The organism is Streptomyces sp. RPA4-2 (assembly GCF_012273515.2).
Classification (GTDB): Bacteria; Actinomycetota; Actinomycetes; order Streptomycetales; family Streptomycetaceae; genus Streptomyces; species Streptomyces kaempferi.
Genome location: NZ_CP050975.2, coordinates 2105359 through 2122104 on the forward strand (window position 1 = coordinate 2105359; position 16746 = coordinate 2122104).

Annotated in this window: 14 protein-coding genes; 9 read left to right on the forward strand and 5 right to left on the reverse strand. The window is 71.5% G+C overall.

What is annotated here, in order from left to right; genetic code table 11:
• The first annotated feature begins 98 nt into the window (after positions 1 to 98).
• The 8 genes from HEP85_RS08910 to HEP85_RS08945 all read left to right on the forward strand — a co-directional run bounded on the left by HEP85_RS08910 (position 99) and on the right by HEP85_RS08945 (position 10830).
• Entirely contained in the window at positions 99 to 863 is a 765-nt protein-coding gene (locus HEP85_RS08910; RefSeq protein WP_168527299.1) for an IclR family transcriptional regulator, read from the forward strand.
• A gap of 528 nt (positions 864 to 1391) precedes the next feature.
• Positions 1392 to 2180: an MIP/aquaporin family protein gene (locus HEP85_RS08915; RefSeq protein WP_329286553.1), complete on the forward strand. Its 789-nt coding sequence runs from the start codon at positions 1392 to 1394 to the stop codon at positions 2178 to 2180.
• 160 nt (positions 2181 to 2340) lie between these two features.
• Positions 2341 to 3879: a glycerol kinase GlpK gene (gene glpK / locus HEP85_RS08920; protein ID WP_153291511.1), complete on the forward strand. Its 1539-nt coding sequence runs from the start codon at positions 2341 to 2343 to the stop codon at positions 3877 to 3879.
• Between the two features lie 19 nt (positions 3880 to 3898).
• A complete protein-coding gene (locus HEP85_RS08925; protein WP_168527301.1) occupies positions 3899 to 5515 on the forward strand; it encodes a glycerol-3-phosphate dehydrogenase/oxidase in 1617 nt (538 codons plus the stop codon).
• A 342-nt stretch (positions 5516 to 5857) separates the two neighbouring features.
• The gene (locus HEP85_RS08930) at positions 5858 to 6529 is read left to right on the forward strand and encodes a FadR/GntR family transcriptional regulator (RefSeq protein WP_168527302.1); all 672 of its coding nucleotides are present in this window, start codon (positions 5858 to 5860) and stop codon (positions 6527 to 6529) included.
• A gap of 404 nt (positions 6530 to 6933) precedes the next feature.
• Positions 6934 to 7974: a PAC2 family protein gene (locus tag HEP85_RS08935; RefSeq protein ID WP_168527303.1), complete on the forward strand. Its 1041-nt coding sequence runs from the start codon at positions 6934 to 6936 to the stop codon at positions 7972 to 7974.
• Positions 7975 to 8449: 475 nt separating this feature from the next.
• Entirely contained in the window at positions 8450 to 10198 is a 1749-nt protein-coding gene (locus HEP85_RS08940) for a S8 family peptidase (RefSeq protein ID WP_168527304.1), read from the forward strand.
• Between the two features lie 41 nt (positions 10199 to 10239).
• On the forward strand, positions 10240 to 10830 hold the full coding sequence (locus HEP85_RS08945) for a hypothetical protein (protein WP_168527305.1): 591 nt from the start codon (positions 10240 to 10242) through the stop codon (positions 10828 to 10830).
• Between the two features lie 71 nt (positions 10831 to 10901).
• Here the strand turns inward: HEP85_RS08945 and mshC are convergent, their stop codons facing one another.
• The 4 genes from mshC to HEP85_RS08965 all read right to left on the reverse strand — a co-directional run bounded on the left by mshC (position 10902) and on the right by HEP85_RS08965 (position 14652).
• The gene (gene mshC / locus HEP85_RS08950) at positions 10902 to 12131 is read right to left on the reverse strand and encodes a cysteine--1-D-myo-inosityl 2-amino-2-deoxy-alpha-D-glucopyranoside ligase (RefSeq protein WP_168527306.1); all 1230 of its coding nucleotides are present in this window, start codon (positions 12129 to 12131) and stop codon (positions 10902 to 10904) included.
• Positions 12132 to 12462: 331 nt separating this feature from the next.
• The gene (locus HEP85_RS08955) at positions 12463 to 13290 is read right to left on the reverse strand and encodes an SCO1664 family protein (protein ID WP_168527307.1); all 828 of its coding nucleotides are present in this window, start codon (positions 13288 to 13290) and stop codon (positions 12463 to 12465) included.
• Positions 13254 to 13844, reverse strand: coding sequence for a DUF3090 domain-containing protein (locus HEP85_RS08960; protein ID WP_148007673.1), 591 nt, complete (start codon positions 13842 to 13844; stop codon positions 13254 to 13256). Before HEP85_RS08960 ends, HEP85_RS08955 begins: the two co-directional genes overlap by 37 nt.
• 121 nt (positions 13845 to 13965) lie before the next feature.
• Positions 13966 to 14652 (reverse strand): histidine phosphatase family protein, encoded by a 687-nt coding sequence (locus tag HEP85_RS08965; RefSeq protein WP_153291501.1) that lies wholly within the window; start codon positions 14650 to 14652, stop codon positions 13966 to 13968.
• Positions 14653 to 14750: 98 nt separating this feature from the next.
• Here HEP85_RS08965 and corA point away from each other — a divergent pair, with 98 nt between their 5' ends.
• Positions 14751 to 15749: a magnesium/cobalt transporter CorA gene (corA, locus tag HEP85_RS08970; protein ID WP_168527308.1), complete on the forward strand. Its 999-nt coding sequence runs from the start codon at positions 14751 to 14753 to the stop codon at positions 15747 to 15749.
• A 111-nt stretch (positions 15750 to 15860) separates the two neighbouring features.
• Here corA and HEP85_RS08975 read toward each other — a convergent pair whose 3' ends face one another.
• Positions 15861 to 16649, reverse strand: coding sequence for a ferritin-like domain-containing protein (locus HEP85_RS08975; RefSeq protein WP_168527309.1), 789 nt, complete (start codon positions 16647 to 16649; stop codon positions 15861 to 15863).
• Positions 16650 to 16746: the final 97 nt, after the last annotated feature.

Sequence of the window (16746 nt, forward strand, 5' to 3'; positions counted from 1 at the left end):
AGCGAGAGCTCGTCGACGAACGGTAGTGTTCGACATTGCCGAACGGCGGCAGCGCAGGGGCCCGCCAACGGCCCAAGGGGAACGGAGGCAGCACGGCGATGGCACGGAACATCCAGTCGCTCGAACGGGCGGCGGCGATGCTGCGCCTGCTCGCGGGCGGCGAGCGACAGCTCGGCCTGTCCGACATCGCCTCGTCGCTGGGCCTGGCCAAAGGCACGGCTCACGGCATACTGCGCACCCTTCAGCAGGAGGGCTTCGTCGAACAGGACACCGTCTCCGGGCGCTACCAGCTCGGCGCCGAACTGCTGCGCCTCGGGACCACCTATCTGGACGTGCACGAACTGCGGGCGCGGGCGCTGGTGTGGACCGACGACCTGGCCCGTTCCAGCGGGGAGAGCGTCTACCTGGGGGTCCTGCACCAACAGGGGGTGCTGATCGTGCACCACGTGTTCCGGCCCGACGACAGCCGCCAGGTGCTGGAGGTCGGGGCCATGCAGCCGCTGCACTCCACGGCGCTGGGCAAGGTCCTGTCGGCGTACGACCCGGTGGCGCACAGCGAGGTCCTGGAGGCCGAGCGCAACGAGTTCACGGCCCGGACGGTCAGTGCGCTGGAGCAGTTCGAAGGGGTTCTCGACCTGACCCGGGCGCGCGGGTACGCGGACGACGTCGAGGAGACCTGGACGGGCGTCGCCTCGGTCGCGGCCCCGATCCACAACCGGCGGCGCATGCCGGTCGGCGCGGTGGGCATCACCGGGGCCGTGGAGCGGGTCTGCAAGGACGGGGAGCTGCGCCCCGAGCTGATCGCGGCGGTGCGGGACTGCGCCCGCGCGGTGTCGCGGGACCTGGGGGCCGGGCGGTTCTGACGCCCGCCGGCGGCGCGCGGACGCCCGCGCGCGGCGGCTCGCGTGTCCGGGTGCGCCCGCCCCCGGCATGCCCGCGCGATCCCCTCGGCCAACAGGCCGGTACGTCACCGACGTGCCGGCCTTTCGCGTGTCGCGCGTCTCCGCGTGACATGCCTGGAGCCGCACGGGGAACGTGCCCCGCAACCCCCCGCGGAACGCGCCCGGCATCCCCGCGGATCACACCCCGCATCCCCGCGGGACGCGCCCGGCGCACACACGACGTACCCGTTCGCGTGCGGTGCGCTCCCGCCAGAAGATCGATAGCTCACAGCAATCAATAACGATCGTGTTTTCGATAACGGAACCCTTGACGAGCTGGTAACACCGGAGCAAGACTCCCGTCCATCGGTCGACATTGTCGAACACCTGACGGCAAAAGCGTTAGGGTGTGGCAGTGCCAGCGGCCGTCATCGCCCTCACCCCCGAGGGCGCGAACCACCGGAGGGACCCGGGGTTCGGCTTCCTGGACGAAGGACAAAGGAGTCGCGGGTGTCCAGCTCCGACATCTTCATCGGCGAGACCATAGGTACCGCCATACTCATCCTGCTCGGTGGTGGCGTCTGCGCCGCCGTCACGCTGAAGGCCTCGAAGGCCCGTAACGCCGGCTGGCTCGCCATCGCCTTCGGGTGGGGTTTCGCGGTCCTCACGGCCGTCTACACCTCCGCGCCGCTGTCCGGCGCGCACCTGAACCCGGCCGTGACGCTGGCGCTCACCATCAAGGACGGCGGCTGGAACAACCTGCCGGTGTACTGGGGCGGCCAGTTGCTCGGCGCCATGATCGGTGCCACGCTGGTCTGGGTCGTGTACTACGGGCAGTTCCGGGCGCACCTGACCGACCCCGAGATCGTCGGCGCGGCCGAGGAGCCGGCCGCCAAGGCCGTCGAGGCCGAGGAGCCGGCCGCCGGCCCGGTGCTCGGCATCTTCTCCACCGGCCCCGAGATCCGCAACGCGGTGCAGAACCTCGCCACGGAGATCATCGGCACCGTGGTTCTGGTGCTCGCGGTCCTCACCCAGGGTCTGAACGACAAGGGCAACGGCCTCGGCCCCCTCGGCGCCCTGATCACCGCCCTCGTGGTCGTGTCGATCGGTCTCTCCCTCGGTGGCCCCACCGGCTACGCGATCAACCCGGCCCGTGACCTCGGTCCGCGCATCGTGCATGCCCTGCTCCCCCTGCCGAACAAGGGTGGTTCCGACTGGAGCTACGCCTGGGTCCCGGTCGTCGGTCCGCTGATCGGCGGCGCGATCGCCGCAGGCCTCTACAACGTCGCCTTCGCTTAGGAGCATCGCCGAAGCACCGCTCGGGAACACCGCCCAGGAGCACCGCCGAAGAGCCGAACGCCTCGAGGCACGCCCGGAGCACCGCTTACCGCACCTCCAGAGCAGCGCGACGTAAACACGTAGACACCGCCCTTCCATTCGGAACCTTCAGGAGCACACCGTGACCGACGCACACACCGCCGGCCCCTTCATCGCCGCGATCGACCAGGGCACCACCTCGTCCCGCTGCATCGTCTTCGACCGCGACGGCCGCATCGTCTCCGTCGACCAGAAGGAGCACGAGCAGATCTTCCCGAAGCCGGGCTGGGTCGAGCACGACGCCACCGAGATCTGGACCAACGTCCAGGAAGTCGTGGCCGGGGCCATCGAGAAGGCCGGCATCACCCGCGACGACATCAAGGCGATCGGCATCACCAACCAGCGTGAGACGACGCTGCTCTGGGACAAGAACACCGGCGAGCCCGTCCACAACGCCATCGTCTGGCAGGACACCCGCACCGACGCGCTCTGCAGGGAGCTCGGCCGCAACGTCGGCCAGGACCGCTTCCGCCGCGAGACCGGCCTGCCGCTCGCGTCGTACTTCGCCGGCCCCAAGGCCCGCTGGCTGCTCGACAACGTCGAGGGCCTGCGCGAGCGCGCCGAGGCCGGGGACATCCTCTTCGGCACGATGGACACCTGGGTCATCTGGAACCTGACGGGTGGTGTCGACGGCGGCCGCCACGTGACCGACGTCACCAACGCCTCCCGCACCATGCTGATGAACCTGCACACCCTGGAGTGGGACGAGAAGATCGCCGAGTCCATCGGCGTCCCGCTGGCGATGCTCCCCGAGATCCGCTCCTCCGCCGAGGTCTACGGCGAGGTCACCGGAGGCCCGCTCGGCGAGCTGCTCGGCGGCATCCCGGTCGCCTCCGCGCTCGGCGACCAGCAGGCGGCCCTGTTCGGCCAGACCTGCTTCTCCGAGGGTGAGGCCAAGTCCACCTACGGCACCGGCACGTTCATGCTGATGAACACCGGCGACAAGATCATCAACTCGTACTCGGGTCTGCTGACCACCGTCGGCTACCGCATCGGCGACCAGGCTCCGGTGTACGCCCTCGAGGGCTCCATCGCCGTCACCGGTTCGCTGGTGCAGTGGATGCGCGACCAGATGGGCCTGATCAAGTCCGCCGCCGAGATCGAGACGCTCGCGTCGTCGGTCGAGGACAACGGCGGCGCCTACTTCGTACCGGCCTTCTCCGGCCTGTTCGCCCCGTACTGGCGCTCCGACGCCCGCGGTGTGATCGCCGGCCTGACCCGGTACGTCACCAAGGCGCACATCGCGCGCGCCGTCCTGGAGGCGACCGCCTGGCAGACCCGCGAGATCACCGACGCCATGACGAAGGACTCCGGCGTCGAGCTCACGGCCCTCAAGGTCGACGGCGGCATGACCTCCAACAACCTGCTGATGCAGACCCTCGCCGACTTCCTGGACGCCCCCGTGGTGCGCCCGATGGTCGCCGAGACCACCTGCCTCGGCGCCGCCTACGCCGCCGGCCTCGCCGTCGGCTTCTGGTCCAACACCGAGGACCTGCGCGCCAACTGGCGCCGGGCCGCGGAGTGGACCCCCAACATGGACGCGGACATCCGCGACCGTGAGTACAAGAGCTGGCTCAAGGCCGTCGAGCGGACCATGGGCTGGATCGAAGACGAGAACTGACGAGGAGTAAGAACCCGCAATGACCAGCCAGTCCACCCTGCAGTCCGTGCCTGCCCTCGGTACGCACCCGGCCTCCGGCTCGAACCCGAGCCGCGCCGAGACCCGGGAGCAACTCTCCAAGGCGACGTACGACCTTCTCGTGATCGGCGGCGGCATCCTGGGCATCTCCACCGCCTGGCACGCCGCGCAGTCCGGTCTGCGGGTGGCCCTGGTCGACGCCGGTGACTTCGCCGGCGCCACCTCCTCCGCCTCCTCCAAGCTTCTCCACGGCGGTCTGCGCTACCTGCAGACCGGCGCGGTGAAGCTGGTGGCGGAGAACCACTTCGAGCGCCGTGCGGTCTCCCGCCAGGTGGCCCCCCACCTGGCGAACCCGCTCACGTTCTACCTCCCCGTGTACAAGGGCGGGCCGCACGGCGCGGCGAAGCTCGGAGCCGGTGTGTTCGCGTACTCGGCGCTCTCCGCGTTCGGTGACGGCGTGGGGCACCTGCTCAGCCCCTCGAAGGCGGCGCAGGACGTGCCGGAACTGCGCACCGACAACCTGAAGGCCGTCGCGGTGTACGGCGACGACCAGATGAACGACTCCCGGATGGCCCTGATGACCGTCCGCGCGGCCGTCGAGTCGGGTGCGGTGGTCCTCAACCACGCCGAGGTGACCGGTCTGCGCTTCACCCGGGGCCGGGTCACGGGAGCGGAGCTGAAGGACCGCACGGACGGTGCCGAGTTCGGCGTCGACGCGCGCCTCGTCCTCAACGCCACCGGCCCCTGGGTCGACCACCTGCGCCGGATGGAGGACGCGAACGCCGCGCCGTCCATCCGCCTGTCCAAGGGCGCGCACCTGGTCCTCAAGCGCACCTCCCCCTGGAAGGCCGCGCTCGCGACCCCGATCGACAAGTACCGCATCACCTTCGCCCTCCCCTGGGAGGACATGCTGCTGCTCGGCACCACCGACGAGGAGTACGAGGGGGACCCGGGCGAGGTCGCGGTCAACGAGAAGGACATAGCCCAGATCCTCGACGAGGCCGCGTTCTCCATCCGCGACCAGCAGCTCTCCCGCGATCTGATCACGTACTCCTTCGCCGGTCTGCGGGTGCTGCCCGGCGGTCCCGGCGACACCTCGAAGGCGAAGCGCGAGACGGTCGTCACCGAAGGCCGTGGCGGCATGCTCTCGGTCGCGGGCGGCAAGTGGACCACGTTCCGGCACATCGGCCGTACGGTCATGAAGAAGCTGGAGTCGCTGCCCGGCCACCCGCTGGGCGAGGACTTCGAGCCGATCTCCGCGCTGCCGAAGAAGCTGCCGCTGCCCGGTGTCGCCAACCCGCGCGCGGTCGCCCACCGGCTGCTCGTCGACGGCCCGGCACCCGGCCCGCGGATGGGCGCCGACACCGCCAGGCACCTCGCGACGCACTACGGCTCGCTGGCCTTCGACATCGCGCGCCTGGCGAACGAGGACGCGGCACTCGGCGAGCGCGTCCACCCGGACGCCCCCGAGATCTGGGCGCAGGTCGTGTGGGCCCGGGACCACGAGTGGGCCGAGACGACGGACGACGTGCTGCGCCGCCGTACGACGCTGACGATCCGCGGTCTGGCCACGGACGAGGTGCGCGCCAAGGTGCAGGACGTGCTCGACAAGAAGTAGACCGGGCACACCAGTCCCAGGCAACCAGCGGTTCGAGAAATGGATCGAACCGTGCGGAGGGGGCGGCTCCCACGGGGGGAGCCGCCCCCTCCGCACGCCACGGCACGGCACGGCGTGCCGTGCCTCTGTGGGCCTGGTCACGGGTGAACCTCCGTCAGCCCCCCGTCGCCTCACGCACGATCACCGGTATGAGGAGTCACACCGATGCCCTCGGGGCCCTCGATCCAGGGGCGCTCGCCCGATCCGGCCAGGGATTCCGTGTCCGGACAACCCGCTGACCCCACATAATGGCCTGAGACATCGGAGGTCTGAGAGACATCCGGAGCGACAGGGGGGTCCGCCATGGCAGTCACCGACGAGGCGATCGAGAAGATCAAGGGCATGATCGTCTCCGGCACACTGCGCCCCGGCGACCGGCTTCCCAAGGAGAGCGAGCTCGCCGCGGATCTCGGGCTCTCCCGCAACTCCCTGCGGGAGGCGGTGCGGGCACTCTCCCTGATCCGCATCCTGGACGTGCGCCAGGGCGACGGCACGTACGTGACCAGCCTGGATCCCCAGCTCCTCCTGGAGGCGCTGAGTTTCGTCGTCGACTTCCACCGTGACGACACGGTGCTGGAATTCCTCGCGGTGCGCCGCATCCTGGAGCCCGCGGCGACCGCGATGGCCGCCTCCAGGATCAGCGAGCAGCAGCTGGACGCGCTGACCTCCCAACTGGACGCGCTCGGCACCGCGCCCTCGGTGGAGGAACTCGTCGCCTGCGACCTGGAGTTCCACCGGGGAATCGTGCAGACCTCCGGGAACTCGGTCCTGTGCTCCCTGCTGGACGGCCTCTCCGGCCCCACCACCCGGGCGCGGGTCTGGCGCGGTCTGACCCAGGAGGACGCGGTCAGCCGCACCCTCCACGAGCACCGGGCCATCCTGACCGCGCTGCGCGACCGTGATGCGGAGGCGGCCCGCTCCTGGGCGACGGTGCACATCGCGAGCGTGGAGCAGTGGCTGCGCAGCACGCTCTGACCGGCCGCCGCACGGAGGCCGCGGCACGGAGGCCGCCGCCGGACCGGCCGGCGGTGGCGCACCCCTGCCCGTCCTTTCCCGCAGGCCCCGGGCGCCGACTTCCCGCAGGCCCCCGGGCGCCCCTTTCCCCAGGTCCGGGGCGTTCGCGGCCGGCAGCCGGCGGGCGGCGTCCGGGTGTCGTACCCGCCACTCCCCCGGTCATCGGACGTATCACCCGCCCGCGGGGCGACGCCCCAGGTCGCCGGTGAGGTTGACCAAGAACAGCTCGGATGACTGGAGGGTGTTTCAGGGGGAGGAACGGGGCAGTGATCCGTTCACTCCCCTGTGCAAGGGGGCTGCGGAGGCACCCTCGGCACGCCGTAAGGTTGGGACGTACGCGAGGGCACGTCGGAAGGAGGCGCTGGGTGATCGAGCTGGAGGGGGTTCCCGAGCTGATCGACCCAGTCATGGTGGCCGCGTTCGAAGGCTGGAACGATGCCGGCGACGCCGCCTCCACCGCGGTCGCGCACCTGGACAGGGAGTGGAAGGGCGAGGTCTTCGCGGCACTCGACGCCGAGGACTACTACGACTTCCAGGTGAACCGCCCCACGGTGTGGCTGGACGGCGGCGTGCGCAAGATCACCTGGCCGACCACGCGTCTGTCGGTGGTCCGGGTCGGCGGCGAGAAGCCGCGCGACCTCGTGCTGGTGAGGGGCATCGAACCGTCGATGCGGTGGCGCTCGTTCTGCAACGAGCTGCTCGGCTTCGCGCACGAGCTGGGTGTGGAGCTGGTGGTGATCCTGGGCGCGCTGCTCGGCGACACCCCGCACACCCGTCCGGTGCCGGTCAGCGGGGTCACCTCCGATTCCGACCTGGCCCGCACGATGGACCTGGAGGAGACCAAGTACGAGGGCCCCACCGGCATCGTCGGCATCCTCCAGGAGGCGTGCACGCACGCGGGTGTACCGGCGGTGTCGCTGTGGGCGGCCGTACCGCACTACGTCTCGCAGCCGCCGAACCCGAAGGCGACGCTCGCCCTCCTCAACCGCCTGGAGGACCTCATCGACCTGCGGATTCCGCTGGGCGAGCTGCCCGAGGACGCGCGGGCCTGGCAGCTGGGTGTCGACCAGCTGGCCGCCGAGGACAGCGAGGTCGCCGAGTACGTGCAGACACTGGAGGAGGCGCGGGACACCGCCGAGCTGCCGGAGGCGTCGGGCGAGGCCATCGCTCGCGAGTTCGAGCGGTATCTGCGGCGGCGGGACGGCGGGGGTCCGGCGGGCCCGGCTCCCGGCGGTCACGCCACGGCCGACGGCAGCGACAGCGCGTCCTATCTGCGGGACAACCCGGGCGCGCGCCCGAAGCCGCCCAAGCCCCCGAAGCCGGACACCGAGACCGAGACCGACAGCGGCACCGGCAGCAGCAGCAGCAGTAGCGGCGCCGAGGACGAGGACTCGTCGGAGGACTGAGCGGACGGCCGGGTCGAGCGGGCGGTTCAGACGGGCGATTCACGCGGGCGGGGCGGTGCGCACACGGCGCGCCGCCCCGCCGCACGTCCGGCACCGTGTCGAGGAGGGCGTACGACGCGCCGTATGGCATGCGGTTCCGGCCCGGGTTGCGCGGTGGTGGTCACGCCGTTCGGCGCCGACTGCCCCTGCCCGCACGCCCCATGACCCACACCCCGCAGCCTTTGGCCTGATTCCTGCGTGACATCTCTTTCAGGACGGATTGCACAGGTTTCCCCATTCAACTTGTTCTCAAACCCGGTTCGCGAAGGCGGGGTGGACGAGCCGCCGTGGGCGTGCCAGGTTGTGCCCCGAAGGCGCGGCCCCAGGACGGGAAGTGACACCGCGTCGTCCCGCGACACAGCACCCGCACGGACCGAGCGGCACCACCGCGGACACCCGACAGCGCGCCCGCGGGGACCGAAGGGAGCGGCACGCGATGACCGACCAGGGACAGCCGGCGCAGGGCCCGGGAACGACCGGGCCAGGGCCCGACGGAGCGGGATTCACCTATCGAGGGGCGGAAGAGGAGCTGATCGTCGTCGCCCGCCCCGAGGCACGGCTGCGCGCCCGGCCCGAGGGCGTCCACTCGGCGGCGGGTGCAGACGTCTCGGCCGTCAACATGTTCCTCAGCGACGAACACCTCACGCTGGAGCCGCTGTTCGGCAGTGAGGAGCGACTACGGCAGGCCGCCGCGGCGGGCGGCGACATCAGCCCCGACCTCACGCTCTTCCACCGGCTGCGCGGCGGCGGGAACCGCGCCCAGGAACTGCGCTCACGGATCGCCGCGCTGCCCGGGATCGACACGGCGTACGTGAAGCCCGGCGCCGTCCCCGCCTCGGCCGGGACCGCCGGACACACCGCGGAGGGCGCCGACGGCGGCCGGCGGGTGAAGGAGGGCGCGCCGGTCACGCCGGACTTCACCAGCCGCCAGGGCTATCTCCGGCCGGCGCCCGAGGGCATCGACGCGTACTGGGCCTGGCAGCGGCCGGGCGGCACGGGCCGGGGCGTGACGGTGATCGACGTGGAGGGGGCCTGGCAGCTCGGCCATGAGGACCTGGCGGCGAAGCTCACCGGTGTCGTCGTCGGCACCCCGCTCACGGACCTCGCCTGGCGCAACCACGGCACCGCGGTCATCGGGGTCATCGGCGCCGAACGCGACGAGTCCGGGATCACCGGCATCGCGCCGGACGCGGTGACCGCCGCCGCGTCCTTCCAGGGCATCGGCACGGCGGCCGCGATCCATGCGGCGGCCGACCGGCTGAGTCCCGGTGATCTCCTACTGGTCGAACTGCACGCGCCCGGCCCGCGGTTCGACTTCGAACAACGCGACGACCAGCGGGGATACATCGCGATCGAGTGGTGGCCCGACAACTTCGCGGCCATCCGGTACGCGACCGCCAAGGGCGTCCTCGTGGTCGCGGCGGCGGGCAACGGCGCCGACTCGCTCGACGACGCGGTGTACGAGCGCCGTCCCGCCGAGTTCCCCGAGTGGTGGCGCAACCCCTTCAACCCCTCCCACCCGTCCTCCGGCGCGGTGCTGGTCGGCGCGGGGGCGCCGCCGCCGGGCACGCACGGCCGCGACCACGGCCCGGACCGCTCGCGTCTGGCGTTCTCCAACTACGGCGCACGGGTGGACGCGCAGGGCTGGGGGCTCGAGGTCACGACCACCGGCGGATTCTGGGACCGGCCCGGCGATCTGCAGGGCGGCGCCGAGGAGACCGGCTGGTACACGGACACGTTCTCGGGGACCTCCTCCGCCTCCCCGGTGGTGGCCGGGGCGCTGGCCGCGCTGCAGGGCATGCTCAGGACGGCCGGGCGGGAGCCGATGTCACCGGAGCTCGCCCGCGCGGTGCTCCGGGCCGGCGGCTCCCCCCAGCAGGACGCGCCGGGCCGGCCCTCCTCCCAGCGGATCGGCAACCGGCCGGACATCAGGGCGGCGGTCACCCGACTGCTGCCGGAGGCGGTCGGCTCGGGCCGGGCCGAACGGTACTGGGACGAGCTGCTGCCGTACCCGCGCGAACTCCCGCCCCGGCTCCGGCTGTTCGTGGCCGGTGACTGGCGCAGCCTGAACAACCCGTCCCCCGAGATCCGCCAGGCGGTGCACTCCGCCTTCGCGGGCGCACGGCCCGACGTACGTGTCTGGTTCTCGGACGACGAGATCGTCGGCCTGGTGGTCACGGGCTGACGTACCCGCAGAGTCCACGATTCACGGAAGGTGGCACCCGTATGAGCACCACCCCGCAGATGAGTCAGCAGCAAGGACACCAGCACCACCCGTTGCAGGGCCCGAGCACGGCACCGCCGCAGCCCTTCGGGCAGCAGCCGCAGCAGCCCTTCGGACAGCAGTCCCCCGGACAGCAGCAGACGCCTCCGCAGATGTCGCCTCAGCAGATGTCCCATCAGGTCCCGCCGCACCTGCGCCAGCAGCTCCAGCAGATGGGGCAGCAGCAGCCCTTCCAGCAGCTGCTTCAGCAACTCGGCGGGCAGCAGCAGGGACAGGTGCCCGCACAACTGCCGGGGCAGATGCCCGGGCAGGGACAGATGCCGTGGCAGGGACAGTCGCCGGTGCCGATGAGCGCCGTCGCGTCGCAGTCGCTGGTGAGCGGGACCGCCCAGCACTTCTGGGACGTGGTCACCCCGCTCCCGGGCCAGCCGTCCGTCCTCTACCTGTTCATCGACAACGCCTGGCGTCCCCTGGTGAACCCCGGCCAGGTGACGCACGACGAGGTCCAGCGGGCCTTCGCCCACGGGCAGCAGGTCATCGGCGTCTACGACGGCGACAGCGGTACGGTGCAGGCCGTCATCGTGAACCAGTGACGGTCTGAGCGGACCACGGGGCGCCGGGCGGACACCACCGCCCGGCGCCCCTCACGTACGAAGCCGACGGGCTACAGGGCGACACCCAGCAGGGCGTCCACGGCGCGCGAGACCACACCGGGGGCGCCCTCGTCCGTGCCGCCCCGCTCGTGCTGGAGCGCCGCCCAGCGGTCGACCGCGGCGAGCGCGGCCGGCGCGTCCAGGTCGTTCGCCAGGGCGTCGCGGATCTCCTCGACGACCGCCTCGGCGGACGGGCCGTCGGGCCGGGACACGGCGGCGCGCCAGTTCTGCAGGCGGGCGACCGCGTCCACGAGGACGGTGTCCGTCCACTCCCAGTCGGTGCGGTAGTGGTGGGCGAGGAGCGCGAGCCGGATGGCGGCCGGGTCGACCCCGTCGCGCCGGAGGCCGGACACGAAGACGAGATTGCCCTTCGACTTCGACATCTTCTCGCCGTGCAGTCCGACCATGCCGGCGTGGACGTACGCCTTGGCCATCGGGAACTCGCCGGTGAGCACCTGGGCGTGCGAGGCGCCCATCTCGTGGTGCGGGAAGGCGAGGTCGGAGCCGCCGCCCTGGACGTCGAAGCCCATCCCCAGGTGATCCAGGGCGATGGCCACGCACTCGATGTGCCAGCCGGGCCTGCCGCGGCCGAGCGAGCCCCCGTCCCAGCTGGGCTCACCCTCCCTCGCGGTCATCCAGAGCATCGGGTCGAGCGGGTTCTTCTTGCCCGGACGGTCCGGGTCGCCGCCCCGCTCGGCGGACAGCAGACGCATCGCGGCGGCGTCCAGGCCGGACACGTTGCCGAAGTGGGGGTCGGACTCGACGGAGAAGTACACGTCCCCTTCGAGCTCGTACGCGGCCCCGGCGTCCCGCAGTCGCTCGACGAGCGGCACGATGCCGGGTATGGCCTCGACGGCGCCTATGTAGTGCCGCGGCGGAAGCATCCGCAGGGCGGTCATGTCCTCGCGGAAGAGGGCGGTCTCCTGCTCGGCGAGTCCCACCCAGTCGACGCCGTCGCGCTCCGCCCGCTCCAGGAGCGGGTCGTCGACGTCGGTCACGTTCTGGACGTAGTGAACCTGCCGCTTGGTGTCGAGCCACACGCGCTGAACGAGGTCGAACGCGTTGTAGGTCGCCGCGTGACCCATGTGGGTCGCGTCGTACGGCGTGATGCCGCAGACGTAGATACGGGCGACGGGACCGGGGTCGAGGGTGACAAGACCGCCGGTCGCGGTGTCGTGGATCCGGAGGTCGCGGCCCTCGCCGGGCAGGGCGGGGACCTCAGAAGCGGGCCAGGCATGCATGTCATGAGCCTAACCGGACGGAACTTCCGTATACGAACCGGACCAGGCCTGATGGCTCGGAAGGCCCTCTTGTGCGGGACATCTCACTGTGCATCGGCGCTCTTTCCGGCCGACGCGGGAGCGACGGGGGTCGGTCGCGGCGGAGTCGACCAGGCCACACGCCTGCACATATATAGGCATAAGCACGCAATGCCGGGTATGGCGTCGCACCTGTGTGCGCCACGGGCACCAGAAGAGCGGCGCTCCGGCGCGTACCGGGCGGGCGCACCCACCCGGTGGCATCCTCCGCGTCGGGTTCCTCACATCGGCGGCCACCGGGCCGGAGGTCGCCTCAGACCGGTGGCCAGGGAATCGCCGGCCACTCCCCGCCCGGTTCCGGATGTTTCCCCGAGGCGAGCATCGCCTCGACACGATCGCGTGTGGCGTCGATCTCGGCGGTGGTGATGAGTTCGGCCAGCCGGGTGGCGAGCGGCGCGCCGGACGCGAGGCCGTCCCGCAGCGAGGTGAGGACGTCGACCGCCTCCGGGGTCAGCGGCTCCCCGGCCCAGCCCCACAGCAGCGTGCGCAGCTTGTTGTCCGCGTTGAAGGTGACCCCGTGGTCGATGCCGTACAGCCGCCCCTCACCGGTGGGCAGCAGATGGCCGCCCTTGCGGTCGGCGTTGTTGATCACGGCGTCGAGGACGGCGAGCCGGCGCAGCCGCGTGTCGTCGGCGTGCACGAGCAGCGCCGTGCGCCCCTCGCCCACCTCGGCGAAGCCGATGGCCTTCCAGCCCTCCGCGGGCTCCTCGTCGTCCACCAGGGCGAGCAGACCGGCCCCGTCGTCCTCCGGGGACGCCTCGACCCACAGCTGGCACATGCCCTCGCCGTAGGGGCCGTCGCGCAGCACGGTGGTGGGCACCAGCCCCCACCCGGTCGCTTCGGAGACCTCGTACGCGGCGACCTCGCGCTGGGCCAGGGTGCCGTCCGGGAAGTCCCACAGGGGGCGCTCCCCTGCGACCGGTTTGTAGACGCAGTACGCGTCGCGGCCCTCGTAGGAGACGGTGCAGTACAGCACCGCGTTCGAGGCCTCACGGATCTGTCCGCGCACCTTCAGCTCGCCCTGGGCGAGCAGCTCGGCCGTGGTCACGCTCCGCGGCGGTATCCGTTCTGGCGCGGACATACGTGTCCTTCCGGGTCGAGCGGGAGGCTGCACAGCGGGCAGGGCGGCCGGCCCGCGTTGACGACGTCGAGGGCGCGCTTGGCGAAGGCACGGGCCTGCGCGCCGGTGAGCCGGACGCGGAGCATCGGCGGACCGTTCTCCTCGTCCTGGAGGAGCCGTTCCTCGGCCTCGGCGAGGTCCTCGTCGGAGTCGGCGTCGAGCTCCACGAGGGCCTGCGCCTCGACGATCATGCGCTGCTCGTCACCGTCCCAGGCCAGCGCCATGGTGCCGACCCGGAACTCCTCCTCGACGGGCGTGTCGAGGGGGGCGGTGTCGGACACCTCGGCCGAGGCGACGGCCGGGACCGGGGCGATACCGCCGGTGCGCCGTACGACCTCGTCGAGGAGCTCGTCCATGCGTTCGGCGAGTGCGGCGACCTGGGTCTTCTCCAGCGCCACGCTGGTCACCCGGGGGCCCGAGGAGGCCTGCAGGAAGAAGGTACGGCGCCCGGGCAACCCGACCGTACCGGCCACGAAACGGTCCGGGGGGTCGTAGAGGAACACCTGACGGGACACGTCCTGTCTCCATTGGATTCGGCATGCGGACCGGCTGACTGCGTCGGCCCGCATCGGTTGCTGACGACTTGCTGACAACTGATGCGCTGCTTCGACCGCTTCACCCTACTGCGGCCGACGATCACGGTGCGCCCGCACCGCCCCCGACCGGGGCGTCGCCGCTCGGGGGCTCTTCGCGCGGCGCCAGGGAGGCGAGATCGCCGGTGTCCCCGAGGCGGACGAGGAACGGACGCAGTCGTGTGTAGCGGATGGCGGTGATGGAACACGGTTCGACAGAGATCCGCTGGAAGAGGTCCAGGTGAAGTCCGAGTGCGTCGGCGACGAGCGACTTGATGATGTCGCCGTGCGAACACATGAGGTAGACGGCGTCGCTGCCGTGGTCGCGCTCCACGCGCGCGTTCCACTCGCGTACCGCCTCGGCGGCGCGGGTCTGCATGGCCCGCATCGACTCGCCGCCGGGGAAGGCCGCCGCGGAGGGATGCGCCTGGACGACCTCCATCAGCGGCTCGTCCCTCAGCTCGGCGAGCTTGCGGCCGGACCAGTCGCCGTAGTGCGCCTCGCCGATGCGCTCGTCGGTGTGCGCGCGCAGCTCGGGCCGGGCGTCGAGCAGCGGCTGCACGGTCTCCTGGCAGCGCTGCAGGGGGCTGGTGACGACTTCGGAGAGCGGCAGCGCGGCGAGCCGCCCGGGCAGCGCCGCGGCCTGCTGGGCCCCGCGCTCGTCGAGGGCGACGCCGGGGGTCCAGCCGGCGAGCAGACCCGCGGTGTTGGCGGTCGAGCGTCCGTGCCGGACGAGGATCAGGGTGGGCATGCGAACCAGCGTAAACGGGTGACGCCCGGACCCGTCCGGGCCTGTGGACGGCCGCGGCCGGCGTGCGCGCCGGCCTGGGCAGCGGGAGAATACGCTCCGTGATCGTCGACTGGGCCATCTACCGCGCCGGACACCGGACCGAGGGCCCCGAGGACCTCTCGGACGCCCTGGACACGGCGCGTGCCGAGGGCGACGCGTTCGTCTGGATCGGTCTGAACGAACCGACGGAGCAGGAGTTCGACCTCGTCAGCAGCGAGTTCGGACTGCATCCGCTGGCGGTGGAGGACGCGCTGAAGGCGCACCAGCGGCCCAAGCTGGAGGTCTACGACGACTCGCTGTTCATGGTCCTCAAGCCGGTCTGCTACGAACCGGAGAGTGATGTCGTCACCGCCGGCGAGGTCATGGTCTTCGTCGGCGATTCGTTCGTGGTGACCGTCCGGCACGGCGAGAGTTCACCGCTCGCGGCCGTACGGCGCCGTCTGGAGGCGGACCCCGAGTCGCTGCGGCGCGGGCCGACGACGGTGCTCTACTCGATCGCCGACGCGACGGTGGACCACTACCTGGAGGTGGCGACCGAGCTGGGGGCCGACCTGGAGGAACTGGAGGCGGAGGTCTTCTCACCGTCCGTCGGCGGCTCGCGGCACACCGCGTCCAGGATCTACGCCTTCAAGCGCCAGGTCATGGAGTTCCGCCGGGCGACGGGCCCGCTGGCCGTCCCGCTGACCCGGCTCGCCGGAACCGGCGCGACCGGTACCGCGGTGCCGTTCGTGAACGCCGCGGCGCAGCCCTTCTTCCGGGACGTCAACGACCATCTGGCGCGGGTGAACGAGTCGGTGGAGGGTCTGGACCGGCTGGTGTCGGACATCCTCTCGGCGCATCTCGCACAGATGAGCGTGCGGCAGAACGACGACATGCGGAAGATCTCCGCGTGGGCGGCGATGGCCGCGGTCCCCACGCTGATCGCCGGGATCTACGGCATGAACTTCGACCACATGCCCGAGCTGCACTGGCTGTGGTCGTACCCGGCGGTGGTACTGGGGATGGTCACGCTGGAGATCCTGCTGTACCGGCTCTTCAAGCGGCGGGGCTGGCTGTAGCGGCGGGTCCGCGCACGCCCGGGGCGCCGGCAGTCGGGGCACCGGCGGCCGGGGCACCCGAGGCCGGCCCGCCGTCAGCCGCGTGGACCGGCCGGGGCGTCCGGCCGCGGATCACGCGAACTCGTGCGCCGCGGCCGGGGGACCGCCCAGCGCGTCACGCCGTTCGGGCATCCTCAGGGAGGCCATGCGGCGCCAGCCGCCCGCCCGCTCGTAGGCGTAGACGGCGTGGATGCCCGCGGTGAGCGTCACCGCCTTGGCCCGGGGCCAGCCGAGGATGCGCCCCATGTGGGCCGTCACCGCGAGACTGACATCCCGGTAGACGCGGATCTCGGCGAGCGCGCAGGCGCGCAGCGTCCGCCGGATGGCGTGGTCGTGCCCGGCCGAGGCGAAGCGCAGCAGCTCCTCGTGGCAGTAGGCGAGATGGCCGTCCTCGTCGTCGGAGATCATCCGGACGGCGCGGCCGAGATCGGGATGGTCCGCGAAGTGCCTGCGCAACAGATCCATCTGCTCGGACGCGCGCTGCTCGGTGACCCGGCTGTGGGCGAGATACGTGACGATGTCCCGCACGCTGAGCCGCTGCTCGCTCCTGAGCTTCTCGTGGGCGAGGCCGATGCCCCGGCGTTCGAGGAGCATCGTGTAGTCCGCGTCGGCCGGGACGGCGACCGGGGCGAGGCCCCGCTTCTTCATCAGGGCGTTGAAGATCCGCCCGTGCTTGTCCTCGTCGGCGCCGTGCCGGGCGATCTTCGGCGCGAGCCCGCGTTCGTCCGGGGGGACGAGCGCGGCGATGCGCCCGTTCTCCCAGCCGCCCTGCGATTCCCCGCTGGCGGCGATGGAGCAGAAGAGCCGGAACGACTCGTCATTGTCGAGGATCTCCTGGAACAGACTCTTGGCCGAAAGCATGACTCGCACCTCTCCGCAGGTTCCGCAGAAAACGAGTCAAATCGGATGCCGGAGACCCGGCAACCGATGTGTCGGACAAATCCGCCGAACGAAGGAG

Bases quoted from the DNA above. Each gene is read 5' to 3' on its own strand.
- HEP85_RS08910 (WP_168527299.1), top strand. From the start codon at position 99: ATGGCACGGAACATCCAGTCGCTCGAACGGGCGGCGGCGATGCTGCGC.
- HEP85_RS08925 (WP_168527301.1), top strand. From the start codon at position 3,899: ATGACCAGCCAGTCCACCCTGCAGTCCGTGCCTGCCCTCGGTACGCAC.
- HEP85_RS08930 (WP_168527302.1), top strand. From the start codon at position 5,858: ATGGCAGTCACCGACGAGGCGATCGAGAAGATCAAGGGCATGATCGTC.
- HEP85_RS08940 (WP_168527304.1), top strand. From the start codon at position 8,450: ATGACCGACCAGGGACAGCCGGCGCAGGGCCCGGGAACGACCGGGCCA.
- HEP85_RS08945 (WP_168527305.1), top strand. From the start codon at position 10,240: ATGAGCACCACCCCGCAGATGAGTCAGCAGCAAGGACACCAGCACCAC.
- mshC (WP_168527306.1), bottom strand. From the start codon at position 12,131: ATGCATGCCTGGCCCGCTTCTGAGGTCCCCGCCCTGCCCGGCGAGGGC.
- HEP85_RS08955 (WP_168527307.1), bottom strand. From the start codon at position 13,290: ATGTCCGCGCCAGAACGGATACCGCCGCGGAGCGTGACCACGGCCGAG.
- HEP85_RS08965 (WP_153291501.1), bottom strand. From the start codon at position 14,652: ATGCCCACCCTGATCCTCGTCCGGCACGGACGCTCGACCGCCAACACC.
- HEP85_RS08975 (WP_168527309.1), bottom strand. From the start codon at position 16,649: ATGCTTTCGGCCAAGAGTCTGTTCCAGGAGATCCTCGACAATGACGAG.